General features: G+C 61.3%; 15 protein-coding genes. 7 read left to right on the top strand and 8 right to left on the bottom strand.

Annotated elements, in window-relative coordinates; genetic code table 11:
* Positions 1-78: 78 nt before the first annotated feature.
* From rlmD to IFT47_RS09585, 4 genes are all read right to left on the bottom strand, one after another.
* Positions 79-1,434 carry a 23S rRNA (uracil(1939)-C(5))-methyltransferase RlmD gene (gene rlmD, locus IFT47_RS09600; protein WP_192172863.1) on the bottom strand — a complete coding sequence of 452 codons (1,356 nt, stop codon included), beginning with the start codon at positions 1,432-1,434 and terminating at the stop codon, positions 79-81.
* Positions 1,434-2,336, bottom strand: coding sequence for a cysteine synthase CysM (gene cysM / locus IFT47_RS09595; protein ID WP_192172864.1), 903 nt, complete (start codon positions 2,334-2,336; stop codon positions 1,434-1,436). The genes rlmD and cysM overlap by 1 nt, the downstream gene beginning before the upstream one ends.
* A gap of 227 nt (positions 2,337-2,563) precedes the next feature.
* Positions 2,564-3,940 carry a sensor histidine kinase gene (locus IFT47_RS09590; protein ID WP_192172865.1) on the bottom strand — a complete coding sequence of 459 codons (1,377 nt, stop codon included), beginning with the start codon at positions 3,938-3,940 and terminating at the stop codon, positions 2,564-2,566.
* Between the two features lie 8 nt (positions 3,941-3,948).
* The gene (locus tag IFT47_RS09585; RefSeq protein WP_192172866.1) at positions 3,949-4,695 is read right to left on the bottom strand and encodes a response regulator transcription factor; all 747 of its coding nucleotides are present in this window, start codon (positions 4,693-4,695) and stop codon (positions 3,949-3,951) included.
* 468 nt (positions 4,696-5,163) lie between these two features.
* Here IFT47_RS09585 and IFT47_RS09580 point away from each other — a divergent pair, with 468 nt between their 5' ends.
* From IFT47_RS09580 to IFT47_RS09550, 7 genes are all read left to right on the top strand, one after another.
* Complete coding sequence (locus IFT47_RS09580; RefSeq protein ID WP_192172955.1) at positions 5,164-7,917, top strand: response regulator; 2,754 nt, start codon at positions 5,164-5,166, stop codon at positions 7,915-7,917.
* A gap of 179 nt (positions 7,918-8,096) precedes the next feature.
* Positions 8,097-9,083, top strand: a complete 987-nt coding sequence (locus IFT47_RS09575; RefSeq protein ID WP_192172867.1) for a 2-hydroxyacid dehydrogenase — start codon at positions 8,097-8,099, stop codon at positions 9,081-9,083.
* Positions 9,084-9,168: 85 nt separating this feature from the next.
* A complete protein-coding gene (locus IFT47_RS09570) occupies positions 9,169-9,606 on the top strand; it encodes a hypothetical protein (protein ID WP_065992852.1) in 438 nt (145 codons plus the stop codon).
* Positions 9,603-10,007, top strand: coding sequence for an META domain-containing protein (locus IFT47_RS09565; protein WP_192172868.1), 405 nt, complete (start codon positions 9,603-9,605; stop codon positions 10,005-10,007). Before IFT47_RS09570 ends, IFT47_RS09565 begins: the two co-directional genes overlap by 4 nt.
* Positions 10,008-10,297: 290 nt before the next feature.
* Positions 10,298-10,819, top strand: a complete 522-nt coding sequence (locus IFT47_RS09560) for a cysteine hydrolase family protein (protein WP_192172869.1) — start codon at positions 10,298-10,300, stop codon at positions 10,817-10,819.
* 143 nt (positions 10,820-10,962) lie between these two features.
* Entirely contained in the window at positions 10,963-11,397 is a 435-nt protein-coding gene (locus IFT47_RS09555) for a GNAT family N-acetyltransferase (protein ID WP_192172870.1), read from the top strand.
* A 153-nt stretch (positions 11,398-11,550) separates the two neighbouring features.
* A complete protein-coding gene (locus IFT47_RS09550) occupies positions 11,551-12,027 on the top strand; it encodes an NUDIX domain-containing protein (RefSeq protein ID WP_192172871.1) in 477 nt (158 codons plus the stop codon).
* A gap of 146 nt (positions 12,028-12,173) precedes the next feature.
* On the opposite strand, the gene IFT47_RS09545 is transcribed toward IFT47_RS09550, so the two are convergent.
* The 4 genes from IFT47_RS09545 to IFT47_RS09530 all read right to left on the bottom strand — a co-directional run bounded on the left by IFT47_RS09545 (position 12,174) and on the right by IFT47_RS09530 (position 17,009).
* Positions 12,174-12,740, bottom strand: a complete 567-nt coding sequence (locus IFT47_RS09545; protein ID WP_192172872.1) for an ankyrin repeat domain-containing protein — start codon at positions 12,738-12,740, stop codon at positions 12,174-12,176.
* Positions 12,741-12,793: 53 nt separating this feature from the next.
* Complete coding sequence (katB, locus tag IFT47_RS09540; RefSeq protein WP_244655949.1) at positions 12,794-14,269, bottom strand: catalase KatB; 1,476 nt, start codon at positions 14,267-14,269, stop codon at positions 12,794-12,796.
* Between the two features lie 14 nt (positions 14,270-14,283).
* Positions 14,284-15,549, bottom strand: a complete 1,266-nt coding sequence (locus IFT47_RS09535; protein WP_192172874.1) for an acyltransferase family protein — start codon at positions 15,547-15,549, stop codon at positions 14,284-14,286.
* A 209-nt stretch (positions 15,550-15,758) separates the two neighbouring features.
* Positions 15,759-17,009, bottom strand: coding sequence for an MFS transporter (locus tag IFT47_RS09530; protein WP_192172875.1), 1,251 nt, complete (start codon positions 17,007-17,009; stop codon positions 15,759-15,761).
* Between the last annotated feature and the right edge of the window lie 71 nt (positions 17,010-17,080).

Below are 17,080 nucleotides of genomic sequence, written 5' to 3'. Positions count from 1 at the left end.
TGCAAGGTCGCGTACGCGCGGGCCAGTCGGATTAAACGAGACTCCGTGTAAGGCATCGGCGTTTCCTGAGCCGCCGCCTCACTTGCTCGCTTCAAATAACGCCATCGCCTCGACATGCGCTGTCTGCGGGAACATATCGAGGATTCCGGCACGTTTTAAACGGTAGCCCTGCTTGATCAATTCAACGGTGTCGCGGGCCAGCGTAGCCGGGTTGCACGACACATAAAGGACGCGCCGAGCGCCCAGTGACTTGAGCTTGCCCACTGCTTCGAACGCACCGTCACGCGGCGGATCGAGCAGCACTGCGGCGAAACCTTCCGCCACCCAGGCCGCCTTGTCCAGTGGCTGCGACAGATCGGCCTGATAAAACTTCACGTTGTTCAAACCGTTGCTGGCGGCATTGGCCGTCGCCCGCTGAACCATGGCGTCGACGCCCTCCACGGCCACCACGTCGCGCGTCATTTGCGCCAGCGGTAGAGCGAAGTTACCAAGCCCGCAGAACAAGTCCAGCACTCGTTCGTCCTTGCCGGGCGCGAGCCAGTCCAGGGCCTGTTCGATCATCGCGGTATTGACCTGAGCGTTGACCTGCACGAAGTCGCCGGGGCGATAGGCCAGGGACAGATTCCACGGTTCCAGGCGGTAGCCCAGTTGCGCGGAAGGGTCGACCGGGTGTGGCTCGCCTTCGCCGTGCAACCACAGCTGCGCGTCGTGGGTTTCGCAAAATGCTTTGAGAATTGCCAGATCGCTTTCAAGCAACGGCGCGGTGTGGCGCAGCAGCACGGCGTTGGCCGACCCGCTGAACAGCTCGACATGCCCCAGCGCCTGAGGTTTGCTCAGGCTGCGAAGCATGGGCGTCAGCGACGTCATGATCGGTTGCAAGGCCTGTACCAGCACCGGGCATTGTTCGATGGCGATGATGTCCTGACTCGCCGCGGCGCGGAATCCGACGTCCAGGCGTTTGGCGCGGACGTCCCAGCGCACGGCGACGCGGGCGCGACGACGGTAGGCATATTCCTCGCCGGTCAGCGGCGCGGCCCATTGCTCCGGCTCGACCCCGGCGATGCGGCTCAATTGCTCGGCGAGCATGCTCTGTTTCAGGGCGAGCTGCTCGGCGTGGGGCATGTGCTGGGTGCTGCAGCCACCGCAACGTCCGAAATGCGGGCACGCTGCGGGGCGCCGTATCGGGCTGGCCTGGAACACCCGCTCAGTGCGGGCTTCGACGACTTTGCCGTGGGCATTGAGCACGCGGGCCTCGACCTCTTCGCCAGCCAGACTGCCCATGACAAACCAGGTGCGACCTTCGACGAAACCGATGCCGCGACCGTCGTTGGCCAGCCGCTCGATGGTCAGGCGTTGTTTTTTACCGGCAGGAACCTGCGTGGTCCGGGTGCCGCCGCTGGGCTGGAAACGCAGGCCTGCATCACGCTTGGCCATCAGTTGGGCGCATCGTAGACGCCGGTCGACAGGTAACGGTCGCCGCGGTCACAAATAATCGCGACCATCACCGCGTTCTCGACTTCCTGGGACAGCCGGAGCATCCCGGCCACTGAGCCGCCCGACGACACGCCACAGAAAATGCCTTCTTCCCGCGCCAGACGACGCATGACGTCCTCGGCTTCGGCCTGGCCCATGTCCATGATCCGGTCGACACGGTCGGCCTGATAAATGCTCGGCAGGTATTCGGTTGGCCAGCGGCGAATGCCCGGAATCGACGCGCCGTCCATAGGCTGGAGGCCGACGATCTGGATGTTCGGGTTCTGTTCCTTGAGGAAACGCGAGGTGCCCATGATGGTGCCGGTGGTGCCCATGGAGCTGACGAAATGGGTAACGGTGCCGCCGGTCTGCTGCCAGATTTCCGGGCCGGTGCCGACGTAATGCGCCTGCGGGTTGTCGCCATTGGCGAACTGGTCGAGTACCTTGCCGCGACCTTCCGCCTGCATGCGCTCGGCCAGATCACGGGCGCCTTCCATGCCCTCTTCCTTGCTGACCAGAATCAGCTCGGCGCCATAGGCTGTCATGGCGGCCTTGCGCTCGGCACTGGAGTTGTCGGGCATGATCAGAATCATGCGATAGCCCTTGATCGCCGCGGCCATGGCCAGGGCGATGCCGGTGTTGCCGGAGGTGGCTTCGATCAGGGTATCGCCGGGGTGGATCTGCCCGCGCAATTCAGCACGGGTAATCATCGACAGCGCCGGGCGGTCCTTCACGGAACCGGCCGGGTTATTGCCTTCGAGCTTGAGCAGCAACGTGTTGCTGGTGTTCCCGGCCATGCGTTGCAGACGCACCAGCGGGGTGTTGCCGACGCAATCGGCGATGGTTGGATACTGCAGGGTCATGGCGTTTTCGCGATCCAGACGTGCGGGGGTCGCCTATCATACCGGCAATCGTTGCCAGCCCATATCACGCAAAGTGAGGGGGTTATCGCTGAATGGAATAAGGCAGAGGATTTCTGCACAGGCGAACCGGAGATATCCGGGATAACACGCCATCGCCCTGCCGCTGCAAAACCTGTGGGACCGCGTTATTCGCCCGATACATCGGCGCCTGGACCTCGAGGCGCTTCCTAAAAAGGTCGCGTCCCTCGGGCCGGCAAACGCATGATCATTCTCAAGCCCTGCCCCGTGTTTTCGGCCCACAAGTCCCCGCCCTGCAGGCGCAGCGAATTGCGCGCGATGCTCAGCCCCAGCCCGAATCCACCGTCGCCGGGGCGAGCGCCGTCCAGACGGATGAACGGCGCAAAAATACGCTCGAGATCGCCCTCGTCGATCCCGCCGCCCAGATCTTCCAGCCACAATAGCCAGTCATCCCCTTCGCGGCGACCGTCGAGGCGCACGATGCCCTCGGGCGGAGAATGGCGGATGGCGTTGCGCAGAATGTTTTCCAGCGCCTGAGCCAGGGTATTGAGATGGCCACTGACCCAGCATTCGCTGTCCAGATCGCAGCGCAACTGACGGGACGGCCAGCAGGTTTCGAAACAGGCGTCGTCCACCAGCATCTCCCACAGCGCCACCACCTGGATGTCTTCGCCGGGGAGTTTTTCACGTTCGGTGTCGAGCCAGGCCAATTGCAGGGTGTCGTCGACCAGGCGGCGCATGCCATCCACTTCCCGGCTCAGGCGCTCGCGCAGTTCGGGCAAGGTTTGCTCGCTGTCGCAGGCCACGCGCAGGCGGCTCAGGGGCGTGCGCAGTTCGTGGGAGAGGTCACGCAACAACTGCTGTTGAACCTGCACCGTCGAGTGCAGGCGCGCGGCCATGTGATCAAAGGCGCGGTTCAGCTCGCCCAGCTCGTCGCGTCGCTCGGTCATTTGCGGCGACAGTCGGCTCGACAATCGATCGGCGCGCCACGCGTTGGCCTGCTCGCGCAGTTGGTTCAGCGGACGAATCAGCAGGCGATACAGCCCAACGCACAGCAGCAAGGTAAACAGCGCGGGAATCAGTACATTGGTCAGGATTTGCCCGACCCACGCATACCGACCCGGCTTGAAGCGCTCAGGCAGTTCGATCACCAGACTCCCCGCGCCCGGGTTGCCGGGAAACGCGATCTTCAGCCAGGGCACGGTCTTCTGCCGCGTGCTCATCGGCCAGTCGATGCCGCGCATGAACGTCAGCCGTTGCGACTGCTCGCGGGTCAGCGGCGTGCTGCCAAGAGACTGCAAGTCGCTGCCGATCACCCCGACCCAGCCGGTTTCCTGCAGACGGACCTGTTTCAGCCATTCGTCGATGCCGCGCTGGCCGCCGCTGTTCCACGCCCTTTCGGCCTGCGCCGCATAGTCGTTGAGCACCTGATGGGCTTCGGCATTCAGATACGCGTTGCGGGTCTCGATGTATCGGCCCCAATACCAGCTGAGCCAGATCATCAGCAGGCAGAAGCCGACCAGCAGAACCGCGAGTTTCCAGAACAGCGAATGCCGGCCAGGCATCCGTTTGCGCGGCTCAACCATTCGACACCTCAGGCATCCTGCACCGCCGCCGTCAGCACGTAGCCTTTGCCCCAGACCGTGCGCAGCTGCCGCGCCTGATAGCCGACAGCCTTGAGCTTGCGGCGAATCTGGCTGATGTGCATGTCCAGGCTGCGGTCGTGCTGGGAATAGCCGCGCTGCAGGACGTGCTGATAGAGGAAGGCCTTGCTGAGGACGTCTTCCTGATTGCGCCAAAGGGTATCGAGCAGGCGGTACTCGCTGCCCGTCAATTGCGCGGGGCTACCGGCGAAGAAGACATCGCAGCGCCCGTCGTCGAAGGTCAGGCCGTCCTCTTCAGGTTTCTCCACGCCGGCATCGGGCTCGTGGGCGGTCAGGGCATGGAAGCGTCTTTCCAGCTCGACCCGGCGCAGGATCGCTTCGATGCGCACGCGCAACTCATCGACGCTGAAGGGTTTGGGCAGGTAATCGTCGGCGCCGTTCTGGAAACCGGTGATGCGGTCAGCCTCGGCGCCAAGGGCGGACATGAGGATGATCGGCACGGTGTGGCGGCGGCGCAAATGGGTGAGGATGTCGAGGCCGTTCATGCCCGGCAGCAGGATGTCCATCAGCACCACATCAAAGGGTTCGCGTTGCGCACAGGCCAGTCCTTCGGCGCCGTTCTGGCACCAGGTCACCTGAAACCCGCAGCGATCCAGCTGATCGTGGACAAAAGCGCCGAGCACGACATCGTCCTCGATGGCGAGTATGTGGGGGCGGTGGATGCTGGCGGGAGTCATTGGCGTCTGCGAGTGATTCTCAAGAAGCAGATTATTCAAGATTGCGCGCGACGGGGCAATGCTGGCCTGCCGGCGATGCGTTCTTTAGTAGGACCGGCTTCAGCCGGGAATAGGCCAGCGTGGGCAACATCAATTTTCGCGGTGTGACATCTAATGTCTTCCCGGCTAAAGCCGGTCCTACAATGGAAGTGTCCAGTCCCATCAAGTGTGCACGCTGCGCTCCCGTAGGACCGGCTTCAGCCGGGAAGAGGCCGGTTTGGGCACCATCAAATTCCGCGGTGTGACCTCCAATGTCTTCCGGGCTAAAGCCAGTCCTACAAGGGAAGTGTCCACTTCCATGAGGTGCGCGCGCGCCAGTCCCACTGTGTGCATGAAGCGCAAATGACTACACTGCGCAGTGATTGCGCGTCACACGCTGCATTGGCGCAGCAATTGCCTGAATTCGTGCCGGGTTGGTGGAGAAGAAGTGTGCTGAGAAAAGTGGGCATCAAAGGCCGCGTCATGCTGCTGACCCTGCTCCCGGCCTGCCTGATGGCGGCGTTGTTGGGGGGGTATTTCACCTGGATGCAACTGACCGAGTTGCAGACCCAGTTGCTCAAGCGTGGCGAAATGATTGCCAACGAGCTGGCGCCGCTGTCCGCCGGCGCGCTGGCCAGCGGCGATCAGGCCATGCTCGAACGCATCGCCGGGCAGGTGCTGGAACAGGCCGACGTGCGCGCGGTGTCGTTCCTTGACGCCGACCGCGCGATGCTGGCCCATGCCGGCCCGAGCATGATCAACCAGGCCCCCATCGGTAACAGCACGCACATGCTGCAGCGCTCGGAAAATGATGCCACCCGCTACCTGATGCCGGTGTTCGGGCGCAGCCGTCATCTGACCGGCGATGTCGTGCCCGCCGAAGCTGACCGTCTGCTGGGCTGGGTCGAGCTGGAACTGTCCCACAACGGCACCCTGCTGCGCGGTTATCGCAGCCTGTTTGCCAGCCTGATCCTGATTGTCATCGGCCTCGGCCTGACCGCCATGCTCTCCCTGCGCATGAGCCGCACCATCAACGGCCCGATCACTCAGATCAAACACGTCGTCGCTCAACTGAAGGATGGCAATCTGGAAGCCCGATTGCCGCCCATGGGCAGTTACGAGCTGGACGAACTCGGTTCGGGCATCAATCGCATGGCGGCGACGTTGCAGAACGCCCAGGAAGAATTGCAGCACAGCATCGAGCAGGCCACCGAAGACGTGCGCCAGAACCTGGAAACCATCGAGATCCAGAACATCGAGCTGGACCTGGCGCGCAAGGAAGCCCTGGAGGCCAGCCGGATCAAGTCCGAGTTTCTGGCGAACATGAGCCATGAAATCCGCACGCCGCTCAACGGCATTCTCGGTTTCACCCACCTGTTGCAGAAAAGCGAACTGACGCCGCGCCAGTACGATTACCTGGGCACCATCGAAAAATCCGCCGACAACTTGCTGAGCATCATCAACGAGATTCTGGATTTCTCGAAGATCGAGGCCGGCAAGCTGGTCCTCGACGCGATTCCGTTCAACCTGCGCGACCTGTTGCAGGACACCCTGACCATCCTCGCCCCCGCCGCCCACGCCAAACAGCTGGAGCTGGTGAGCCTGGTTTATCGCGACACGCCGCTGTCGCTGGTGGGCGATCCGCTGCGGCTGCGGCAGATCCTGACCAACCTCGTCAGCAACGCCATCAAGTTCACCCGCGAGGGCACCATCGTGGCGCGGGCGATGCTGGAGGAGGAACACGACACCACCGTGCAGTTGCGCATCAGCGTGCAGGACACCGGCATTGGTCTTTCCAGCCAGGACGTGCGCGCACTGTTTCAGGCGTTCAGTCAGGCGGACAATTCGCTGTCGCGGCACTCCGGCGGCACCGGATTGGGGCTGGTGATTTCCAAGCGGCTAGTGGAGCAGATGGGCGGCGAGATCGGCGTCGAGAGCACACCCGGCGAAGGTTCGGAATTCTGGATCAGCCTGACGCTGCCGAAAACCCGCGACGACCTCGAAGACCTGCCCGCCCCGCCGTTGCTGGGCCGACGCGTGGCGGTGCTGGAGCATCACGACCTGTCGCGCCAGGCCCTTGAGCATCAACTGGAAGACTGCGGCCTGCAGCCGATGGTCTTCAACAATCTGGAGAACCTCATCAACGGCGTGACCGTGGTGCATCAGACGCCCCACGCCATCGACATGGCCGTGCTCGGCGTGACTGCCCACGAGCTGCCGCCCGAGCGTCTGCGCCAGCAGATCTGGGACCTGGAAAACCTCAACTGCAAAGTGCTGGTGCTGTGCCCCACCACCGAACAGGCGCTGTATCAGTTTTCCGTGCCCGACGCCTACAACCAGTTGCAGGCCAAGCCGGCGTGCACGCGCAAATTGCGCCGCGCGCTGTCGGAGTTGATCCAGCCCAAGCAGTTGCGCAACGAGGTACCGGAGCCGCTGTCGAGCCGGCCGCCGCGCATTCTCTGTGTGGACGACAACCCGGCAAACCTGTTGCTGGTGCAGACCTTGCTCGAAGACATGGGCGCCAGAGTCAAGGCCGTCGACAGTGGTTATGCGGCGGTGCAAGCGGTGCAGGATGAACCCTTCGATCTGGTGCTGATGGACGTGCAGATGCCGGGCATGGACGGGCGTCAGGCCACCGAAGAAATTCGCAGCTGGGAGAGCGAACGTCAGGCCTCGTCGCTGCCGATCGTCGCCCTCACCGCCCACGCCATGGCCAACGAAAAGCGCGCGCTGTTGCAGAGCGGCATGGACGACTACCTGACCAAGCCGATCAGCGAACGTCAACTAGCGCAGGTGGTGCTGAAGTGGACCGGGCTGGCGCTGCGCAATCAGGCGCCGGAGCGGCACGTCGAAATCGCCCAGGGCGGTATCAATTTGCAGGTGCTCGATCACGAGGAAGGGCTGCGGCTGGCGGCGGGGAAAGCCGACCTGGCGGCGGACATGCTGGCGATGCTGCTGGCCTCCCTCGCCACCGACCGCGAAGCCATCCTCACTGCCCGCGAGGCCAGGGACAACGTCGCACTGATCGAACGCGTCCACCGCCTTCACGGCGCGACCCGTTACTGCGGCGTCCCGCAATTGCGCGCGGCCTGTCAACGCAGCGAGACCCTGCTGAAGCAGGAATCGGCGGACAGCGACAAGGCACTGGATGAATTGGAGAAGGCCATCAACCGCCTGGAAACCGAGGCCCGTGTGAGTGCTTGATCTGGGTCACTGGTTTTTTGTTCTGTGATGGATAGGCTGCAGGGTTCGGGGTGGGTCAGGTCAAATGAGGGCACTGACAGAACGCCTTCGCGAGCAAGCTCACTCCTACAGTGGATATGCGGGGTGCCTAAATCTCACGTTCGACGCGACATTGCAGGCCCATCTGTAAAGGAACAACCATGCGCACGCTTGTTTACAGCAGCCAGACTTACGACCGCGAGAGCTTTCTCGGCGCGCAGATCGCGCCGGACATCGAACTGCATTTCCAGCCCGCGCGGTTGACCCTGGACACGGTGGCGCTGGCCGATCAATACGAGGTGGTCTGCGCCTTCATCAATGACGACCTGAGCGGGCCGGTTCTTGAGCAACTGGCCGCAGGCGGCACCAAGCTGATCGCCCTGCGCTCGGCCGGCTTCAATCACGTCGACCTCGCCGTCGCCAAGCGCCTCGGCCTGAGCGTCGTGCGGGTTCCGGCCTACTCGCCCCATGCCGTGGCCGAGCATGCGGTGGCGTTGATCCTATCGTTGAACCGCCATCTGCACCGTGCTTACAACCGCACCCGCGACGGCGATTTCAGCCTGCACGGCCTGACCGGTTTCGATCTGGTGGGCAAGACCGTCGGCGTGGTCGGCACCGGGCAGATCGGGGCGACGTTCGCACGGATCATGGCCGGCTTCGGCTGCCAACTGCTGGCCTACGACCCGTACCCGAACCCGCTGGTCGAAGCACTGGGCGCCCGCTATCTGCCCCTCGACGAATTGCTCGCCGAAGCGCAGATCATCAGCCTGCACTGCCCGCTCAACGAGCACACCCGGCACCTGATCAACCCGGATTCGCTGTTGCGCATGCAGCACGGCGCGATGCTGATCAATACCGGGCGCGGCGCGCTGGTGAACACGCCGGCGCTGATCGACGCGCTCAAAAGCGGTCAGCTGGGTTACCTCGGGCTGGACGTCTATGAAGAGGAAGCGCAGCTGTTTTTCGAAGACCGCTCGGACCTGCCGCTGCAGGACGATGTGCTGGCGCGCCTGCTGACATTCCCTAATGTGGTGATCACCGCCCATCAGGCGTTTCTGACCAAAGAAGCCCTCGGCGCCATCGCCCAGACTACGCTGGATAACATCACCGGTTGGGCGGCGGGCAGCCCGCAGAATCTGGTGCAGTGAGTGCGTTCTCTGCCGATCCCGGGCCGGGCGGCAGCGAGAATCCCCTCTCTAAAGTGTTAGCATGCGCGCCTATTTGGAGACCCCCATGGCCGAACACGATTTCCGTTACAGCATGCTCACCCCGCAACACACCCTGATCGAATGCCGCAGCCTGGCCGTCGGTCGCTATCAAGTGACCGGCAACGGCGGCTCGATCAAGCCCGACGACGTGCTGCTGGTCACCGTCAAAGGCAGCAAAGAGCTGTTCATGCGCTTGAACGTGGAAAAAGTCCGTCACCTGATCAACCCGACCGGTCAATGGGTCGCCGTTGCCAATGGCCCGGCGTTCACCGAGTTGGCGATCCATCAATGGAAAGTGAACTGCAACGACTGCGGTAAAGAGCGCGACATCGAATTCATGGTCGACGGCAAGGACGGCAAAAAAGCCCTCAAGCCTGCCGCCACCGCACGCATCGAGGAACTGGGCTGGAAGGTCGTCGGCGAGAATCACCTCTGCCCTGCCTGCGCGAAGAAAGCCGCATGAAACCGCTTTTGCTGACACTGCTGGCGGCCACGCTGCTGGCGGGATGCGCCACCGAAACCCCTGCCCTCAAGCAGGACCACGGTTACGTGCTGGAGTGGATCGGTGAACGTCCGTTGATCGACAACAGCCACCTGACCATGACCCTGGGCAACGACGGCCGCGCCTACGGCAACGCCGGCTGCAACCACTGGTTCGCGTCGTACCAGTTGCAGGGTGATGCGATCAGCTTCGGCCCGGTCGGCAGCACCCGCAAACTGTGCGCGCCGGCGCTGATGGAACAGGAACACCGGTTCCTTGAGGCGATGGGCAAGGTGCAGCGGTGGGATGTGTCGCCCATTGAGCAATTGCGGTTGTGGCCGGCGCAGGGCAAACCGTTGCGGTTTTGGCTGGAAGAGGACTGAGGCTGACTGGCATTTGCAGGAGCGTGGCTTGCCCCGCGACATGGCGTGAAGCGGCAGTGGAAATGACATTCATCCTGAGCATGTTCACTTGCAAGACCGTCCCGACAACGTTAACTTCGGGCTCATGACTACGCCACGCTTCGAATCAACCACAACCTTCACGACCGCCACTGGTGGGTCGCGAGAGGTTGTGTGAATTAAACCAGCACACAATCCCAAAAGACCCGCCAGCAATGGATCGGGTCTTTTTTTTGCCCCGGTTTTGCTGGCACCTACGTAAGGAAACGCACATGTATGCACTTCTGATTCTCGACATGCAGGTAGGGCTTGTTCATGGCCCGGACAAACCTTGGGAAGTCCGGGCGCTTATCAATACATTGAATGAACTCATGAGGAGTGCCCGAGCAACCGGAGCCCCCATCTTTCTTGCCCGCCATATAGGTCCAGCAGGGTCTCCAATTGAGCCGGGCAGCCCGCTCACCGAGCTTGTCCAGGAGTTGCAGCTAATGGGTGACGAAGTCATTTTCGAGAAAAAACGCCCCAACGCCTTCGCTCAGACTGACCTGGCAACTCTGCTACGTGAGCGCGAGTGTGACGGCGTCGTCGTTACAGGCATGAAAACTCAATACTGCGTAGACAGTACCTGCCGCGCCGCCCGCGATTGCGGATTTGATGCTGTCCTCATCGCAAACGGACACACCTGTTCCGATACTCCAGGACTCACAGCAGAGGCCATCGTTGCCCACCATAATTCGACGCTGGGTGGACCATTCTGCCGAGTCGTCCAAGCTGAGGAGTGGAGTTTTAGTTAACTCCCCTGATCGGCCCTGCCAGCGTCAATCTGCCCTTGGCGCTGTCCTTGCCACAACCCGTTAGCGGTCATAAACAGCCAATCGAGCGCCGATAGGAACGGCACTTGCACGGAATGTTGATACAACGGACATAAGGAAATGACATGAAGGAATGGCAAACATGCCGCATTAGCGAGCAGCAACTGCAGGCCGTGTCGGAGGGCGTTTTAAAACACGGTCAGAACTTATCCCGTGAACGGGGCGGCGTTGCGAATCCTATCGCTTGCATGGTGTTGGAAGATGGAATCTTGATAGGCGGTGTGACGGGCCGTACCGAATTCCGACGTCTTTTTATCAATTACCTGTGGGTAGACGCCGCTTGCCGAGGGCGGAAACTCGGCACTGTGCTTTTGCACCGACTTGAGGCGCTGGCTCTGGCGCGTGGATGCCGAGAAGCACTCATTGAGACCCTCGATGACGGGGTGGCTGACTGGTATAAACGCTGCGGTTACCGAATCGTTGCGCATCTTCCGGGATACTGCGGGCCTTGGAGTCGCCACACACTTTTGAAAACACTGAATCCGGAAAGTGGTGCTTGAGGGGCGACTTGCCCGAGTCACCTTAACCAGATCAGGCTATTTATGCTCTACGCTCCCACGCACAAAGGCTGCACTGTTGCACAGGTGAGAGGCCCAAAACCTGGCAGAGCTAAACGCGCGTTCGACACCCAGCATTTGCTCAGGAAAACTTCAATGCGACGTGCTTACTCAGTCCACGTTTTTCTGACCCGTTCTTTGGTAGGCGAACGCCAGTATCTGATTTTCCAGCGTGCGGCTCGCAACGATCTAGACTTGCCAGCGTTCTTTCAGGGCATATCGGGCGCGCTTGAAGATCAGGAAAGCTTCCAGGACGCGGCAGTTCGCGAAGTGTTCGAAGAAACTGAGCTGTGCATCAACAGCCCAATCTACTCCGGATTCAGTCACCACTATCCGATCAAGGAGCAATGGCGAAAGCACTATGGTGCGGAGCCTCAGCAAGTAGAGGAGCGCGTCTTTACGGTAGATGTTTCGGGCATGGAAGATCCCGTCCTCTCAGCGGAGCACACATCATTTCGCTGGCTTCGGCTTGCCGAGGCGCTGCCATTGCTGACTTACGGCGCAAATGCGGAATGTCTTCTCAGTGTTGATCAACTATGGTCGCGCGCCATTGGCCAAGCTGTTCCCAACTGAATGAGCGCGGCATGCAATGTTTCTTTGAGCTCAAACTCCTTGGCATCTTCGCGAGCAAGCTCGCTCCCACAATTTCGTGCATCGGCAGAGCCATCTGGGTGTTGTTTGATGAGGCTGGCTGGGCTGACGGATGCGTTTTGCATCCGTTACCTGTTCGACGACAGCGGCTGAAACTCGCCGCGCTCCAGGTTTTGCACCTTATTGCCCATGGCGTCCGTCGCATTGAGGTCCGCACCTTTGGCGGCCAGTGCGTCAAGAACATCCTTGCGATGGAACAGCGCCGCGTACATCGCGGCCGTCTGACCGGCGTTATTGCGTTGATCGGGCGCGCAATTGGCGTCGACCAGTTGCCGAGCGATGCTGAGTTCGCCTTTGAAGATCGCCCCCATCAACGCCGTGTTGCCCCTCAGATCTTTGGCGCAGGGATCAGCGCCCGCATTGAGCAGTTGGGTCACGGTCGATTGTTGGCCGTGGTACGCGGCGAGAATCAGGGCGGTATAGCCTTTTTCGTCCTGCACGTTCAGATCGAACTTTGCGTTGATGAATTCGTTGAGCATGTCCTGGCGGCCGTCTCGGGCGGCCTGGAAAAACAGCTCCCGAAGTTGCGCCTGGGTGTCGCCGGCAGTGTCGGCACCGTTGGCGCTATCGGATGGGCTGGCTTGGGCCACGCCCGCCGCCAGACACAGCAGCAACACATAAAGGGTTCTGCGCATGTGATGTCCTCCAGAAACCCCGACCCGCCGTGCAGACGGGCCGGGGTGGTCGATCAGTCCTGCAGTGCAGCGGCCAGTTGCTTGACCTTGGCCAGATCGCCATTGGCAACCTTGGTCACGCCAGTGCCGTATTCCGGATCTGCCTTGTAGAGAAACGACAGCATGATGTTCTTGCTCTCGGTATCGGTGGTCGCCAGGGATTCACCAAAGCTCTGGATCAGGTCCTTGCGGTCCTTCTCGCTGTAGGAACGATACAAGTCGCCCGCCTGCTTGAAGTTTTGCTCTTTCTGGATCTTGGCTTGCTGTGTGCTGCCGGACAGTGGCAGTTGGCTGTAGCGCGCCTCTTCAACCGCTGGACGCGGATTGAGTCGGCTGGGCTCGTAGTTCACGCCAGTCGTGGTGTGCCCGGTGTTGAGCGGGCCGTCCTGGTTGCCGTTGTTGACCTTGACCCGTGGCGCGTTGATCGGGAGGCTCAACACGTTAGGGCCCACGCGATAGAGCTGGGTGTCCGCGTAGGAAAATACCCGGCCTTGCAGCAGGCGATCTTCCGAAGGCTCGATACCCGGGACGACGTTGGCGGGCGCCATGGCGACCTGCTCGGTTTCCTGGAAGAAGTTGTCCACGTTCTTGTTCAAGACCATCTGGCCGATTTTGCGCTCGGGAATATTCGGCCAGATTTTGGTGGCGTCCAGCGGGTCGAAGTCGAACTTAGCCAGGTCTTCAGGCTTGACCACCTGGACGTACAGGTCCCATTTCGGGAAGTCACCCTTGTTGATGGCGCCCACCAGATCGTGGGTCAGGTGGCTGTAGTCCTTGGACTGCACTTCAGCGACCTGCTTGGGATCGAGGTTCTTCAGGCCCTGCAGGCTCTTCCAGTGAAACTTCACATAGTTGACTTCGCCCTTGGCGTTCACCAGTTTGTAGGCATGCACGCCGTTGCCGTCCATGGTGCGATAGCTGGCGGGTGTGCCTTCGTTGGAGTACAGCAAGGTCAACGTACGCGTGGCTTCCGGGACGTGGGAGAAGAAATCGAAACGTCGCGAATCATCATCCAGGTTGGTGCGCGGGTCAGGCTTGAAGGCGTGGACCATGTCCGGGAACTTGATCGCGTCGCGGATGAAGAACGTCGGGAAGTTGTTCCCGACCAAGTCCCAATTGCCATCGGCCGTGTAGAACTTGGTGGCGAAGCCGCGCGGGTCACGCAGGGTTTCAGGGGAGTGATTGCCGTGGACAACGGCGGAGAACCGCACGAACACCGGGGTATGCTCGCCTTTGCGGAAGACCGTGGCCTTGCTCAGATCGGAGGCGTCGTCGGATGCAACGAATTCGCCATGCACGCCAGTACCGCGAGCATGCACGACACGCTCCGGAATGCGTTCACGATCAAAGCGCTGGAGTTTTTGCAGCAACTGCACATCTTGCAGCAGGACCGGACCGTTTGGGCCGGCAGTCTGGGAGTTCTGGTTATCGCCGACGGCGGCGCCGTTGTCGCGGGTCAGGGTGTCAGCGTACGCTGCAGAACTGACCATCAGGCTCGCGCCAATCAGGCTGGCTGCGATAGGGGATCGGGGTAAGTACATCTCGGTCTCTCTCTCTGTTTTGGTTGTTCTGAGAGTGAAAGCCTACGGCCAGAGCCCGCGATTGCTGAATTAGTTCTGGCTATGCGTTTGATAGGTTTAAAAATATTGACGGTCAACCGACGGGCATCACCATCCTGCGCCGCAACAGCTGCTTGCCCTCTGAGCTCGACATAGTGATAAGTCGCGCTGGAAATCGTCACGACTACCGCCAGAATCAGCAGCACCATCAGGTTATTCAACCAGCCGTGCCCGGTGTCCAGGTAGCGGATGTCATCCAGCATCGGCGCGGCAGCAAAACCGGTTTTTTTCTGCACCACCATAAAAGCCGAAATCACGAAGAACAGCACGGCCAGATGGGTCAGGTAGATGGAGTAGGACCACCGCCCCAGACGGGCGAAGCATTCGTGCTTGAGCACCCGCGACAGCGCCCCGCCATCAAAGGCAAACAGCACGATGGTGACGCAAAACACCGCGCTCGCCGCCAATACCTTTTGCGGCAACTCACTGGTCAGCACCCACCAGATGCAGATGGCTGCCAAGGCTTCCAGCACGCTAAGCAGCGCAAAGCCCGGCGCAATCCAGCGTCTGAGGCGGTTGAAAAAGCCGTAGGCCAAGGCCCCGGCAAAGAAACAGCCCAGGCCTTTTTGCGCGTAGACGGTCAGTACATCAATCTGGCTGTACAGCAGCGCAAATCCGCCGAGGGCGATGACGGTCCACAGCAGGTATCGGCGAGTGGACGCCATGAACAGGGTTGCGGCGAAGACCATGTAGGTCCAGTACTCGATGCTGATGCTCCAGGACGCGGTGTTGAATGACAGGTTTTCCGTCAGGTGCGTCCAGCTTTGCAGCAGCAGGAGATTGGGCAGGATCTCCGACGGTGCATAGATGCCGGTAAACGGCGGCTGGTTAAAGGAAAAACCTTTTTTGTAGGCGGCGTATTTGAGAAATTCCAGGCCAATGAATACCGCCAGCATGAAGACATGCAGGGGTAGCAGGCGAAAGGTGCGGGAAACCAGGAAGTGGCTGACGTCCAGATGAGGCTTGCTGCCGTAGGCGTGAGCCATCACGAAGCCACTGAGGACAAAGAAGAACTCGACGAACAGGTCGGCGTTGGAGAAGAACGTCCACTCCGTGATGCTGCCGACGAGATGGGTGTGATAAAGGACGACCGCTATTGCGCAGAGACCGCGCAGGCTGTCCAGCGCGTGAAATCGTGTCACTTCTTGCATGTAAACCCCCGATTGGTTGCCATCGCTCGAAAGCGCCTAAAGCAACCCATCGGGTTCGGTCGCGTACTACCTCAGGCAGAACCATAGTGCAGGGATGGGTTTGTGCAAGGAGCGTTGGTCGAAGATGTAACGGAGTTGAATCCCGGGGCCGCAGGTATCTAGGCAGAGATAAGCCGCTAGGGCCGATCGGCGCCCCTTGGAGCGCCAAATCACAAATGCAGTGCTGGCCCTTTAAGCACAGCGCCATCTGCCGAAGGAACTCGTACACGCAGTGCAATCAGCAACGCGGCCAGCAGCATCAGCACGGCCGCCGCCAGAAAAACGCCTGCGCTGCCACCGACGCTGAACATGGCACCACCCGCAGCTGCGCCTGCGGCGATGGCCGATTGTACAGACGCCACCACCATGCCCCCGGCGCTTTCCGCCTGGTCAGGGACCGCGCTGGCGACCCAGTTCGACCACGCCACCGGCACACCGCCAAACGCCAAGCCCCAGACCGCCAGCAGGACGGCCTGCCCTGGCACAGAGGCTGGCAACAGGACCAACGCCAGTGCCGCAACGCCTACCAGCGCGGGCATCAACACCAGGGTGGCCAGCGGGTGACGAGTCAGCAACCACCCCGCCACCAACGTGCCGACAAAGTTCGCCACACCAAAACCCAGCAGCATCAGCGACAGCCCCTGCGGGCCAACGCCAGTCGTGCCTTCGAGGAATGGCCGGATATACGTGAACATCGCAAAGTGGCCGCTGTGCACCAGCACGCAACCGAACATCCCCATGGCGATGCCCGGGCGCAGCAGCACTTCAAGTACCGTGCGCAGACGGGCCGGACGGCGTGGCGCGAGACTCGGCAGCGTGAACGACTGGAATGCCAGGGTCACCACCCCCACCGCTGCCGCTGCAAAGAACGCGCTGCGCCAGCCATATAGCCCGCCCAGATAACTGCCCAGCGGGACTGCAACCACTGTCCCGATGGCGATGCCGCTGAAAATGATCGAGAGCGCTCGCGGCAACAAGGCCCCCGGCACCAAGCGCATCGCCACCGCCGCCGCCATGCTCCAGAACCCGCCAAGCGCGATGCCCAGCAGGATACGCATCGCCAAAAGCACCGCGAAACTGGAGGAAACCGCGACCAACAGATTGGAAGCGATCATCAACGTGGAAAAACCCAGTAGCACCCAGCGGCGATCAATGCTGCGAGTCAGGCCGGGCACCAACAGGCCCGCGAACAGTGCCACCACAGCGGTTACCGTTACCGCTTGGCCAGCCAGCGCTTCGGACACCGCCAGCTCCTTCGCCATTGGCGTCAACAGGCTGGCCGGGAGGTACTCGGCAGTCAGCAAACCGAATACGCCCATGGCCAACGAGAACACGGCCATCCACGCGGGGGTTGCAGGTTCTACATCCGGCCCGGTGCCGGAACGGCTGTCGGGTACGGCATTGCATGTAAGGTCGGTCATTGCACAGATCTCCCAATCTTCAATTGCGACCCGCAGTCTAGGCGGGTGAATCCGGATGATCTATGATCGAA

It is taken from the genome of Pseudomonas sp. CFBP 13711 (genome assembly GCF_014842265.1).
Taxonomy (GTDB): Bacteria; Pseudomonadota; Gammaproteobacteria; order Pseudomonadales; family Pseudomonadaceae; genus Aquipseudomonas.
The sequence above is the reverse complement of the archived record's forward strand: the minus strand, read 5'-3'. Positions and strand labels throughout refer to the sequence as shown.

Excerpts from the sequence above, each read along its gene's own strand:
- katB (WP_244655949.1), bottom strand. The coding sequence starts at position 14,269 with ATGGTCAGTTCTGCAGCGTACGCTGACACCCTGACCCGCGACAACGGC.
- IFT47_RS09555 (WP_192172870.1), top strand. The coding sequence starts at position 10,963 with ATGAAGGAATGGCAAACATGCCGCATTAGCGAGCAGCAACTGCAGGCC.
- IFT47_RS09590 (WP_192172865.1), bottom strand. The coding sequence starts at position 3,940 with ATGGTTGAGCCGCGCAAACGGATGCCTGGCCGGCATTCGCTGTTCTGG.
- IFT47_RS09560 (WP_192172869.1), top strand. The coding sequence starts at position 10,298 with ATGTATGCACTTCTGATTCTCGACATGCAGGTAGGGCTTGTTCATGGC.
- IFT47_RS09570 (WP_065992852.1), top strand. The coding sequence starts at position 9,169 with ATGGCCGAACACGATTTCCGTTACAGCATGCTCACCCCGCAACACACC.
- IFT47_RS09535 (WP_192172874.1), bottom strand. The coding sequence starts at position 15,549 with ATGCAAGAAGTGACACGATTTCACGCGCTGGACAGCCTGCGCGGTCTC.
- IFT47_RS09575 (WP_192172867.1), top strand. The coding sequence starts at position 8,097 with ATGCGCACGCTTGTTTACAGCAGCCAGACTTACGACCGCGAGAGCTTT.
- cysM (WP_192172864.1), bottom strand. The coding sequence starts at position 2,336 with ATGACCCTGCAGTATCCAACCATCGCCGATTGCGTCGGCAACACCCCG.
- rlmD (WP_192172863.1), bottom strand. The coding sequence starts at position 1,434 with ATGGCCAAGCGTGATGCAGGCCTGCGTTTCCAGCCCAGCGGCGGCACC.
- IFT47_RS09565 (WP_192172868.1), top strand. The coding sequence starts at position 9,603 with ATGAAACCGCTTTTGCTGACACTGCTGGCGGCCACGCTGCTGGCGGGA.
- IFT47_RS09550 (WP_192172871.1), top strand. The coding sequence starts at position 11,551 with ATGCGACGTGCTTACTCAGTCCACGTTTTTCTGACCCGTTCTTTGGTA.
- IFT47_RS09530 (WP_192172875.1), bottom strand. The coding sequence starts at position 17,009 with ATGACCGACCTTACATGCAATGCCGTACCCGACAGCCGTTCCGGCACC.
- IFT47_RS09545 (WP_192172872.1), bottom strand. The coding sequence starts at position 12,740 with ATGCGCAGAACCCTTTATGTGTTGCTGCTGTGTCTGGCGGCGGGCGTG.
- IFT47_RS09585 (WP_192172866.1), bottom strand. The coding sequence starts at position 4,695 with ATGACTCCCGCCAGCATCCACCGCCCCCACATACTCGCCATCGAGGAC.